General features: G+C 60.2%; 1 protein-coding gene. It reads right to left on the bottom strand.

What is annotated here, in order from left to right:
- Positions 1 to 279 (bottom strand): transposase (locus J8I34_RS34545; RefSeq protein ID WP_209808662.1); only part of this gene is annotated, 279 nt, incomplete at both ends.

Here is a 279-nt window from a genome sequence, read left to right as displayed (position 1 = left end):
CTCTTCTCCTTGTTCTTGGTCGACGGTGGCGCTTCGATGATGGTGGCATCCACGATAGTGCCTTCCTTCATCATCAGTCCCCGCTCGCACAGCATGACGCCGATTTCGTCGAACAGCTTTCGCGTCAGCTCATGCGCGACGAGCAAGCGGCGAAACTTCAGCAGCGTAGTCGCGTCTGGCACCGCCTCTACTGCCAAGTCGATCCCGGCAAACGCCCGCATCGCCATGCTGTCGTACAGCGCGTCTTCCAGCGCCTCGTCCGACAGTCCATACCACTGC

The sequence above is a fragment of the Cupriavidus phytohabitans genome, from assembly GCF_017815025.1.
Classification (GTDB): Bacteria; Pseudomonadota; Gammaproteobacteria; order Burkholderiales; family Burkholderiaceae; genus Cupriavidus.
The sequence above is the reverse complement of the archived record's forward strand: the minus strand, read 5'-3'. Positions and strand labels throughout refer to the sequence as shown.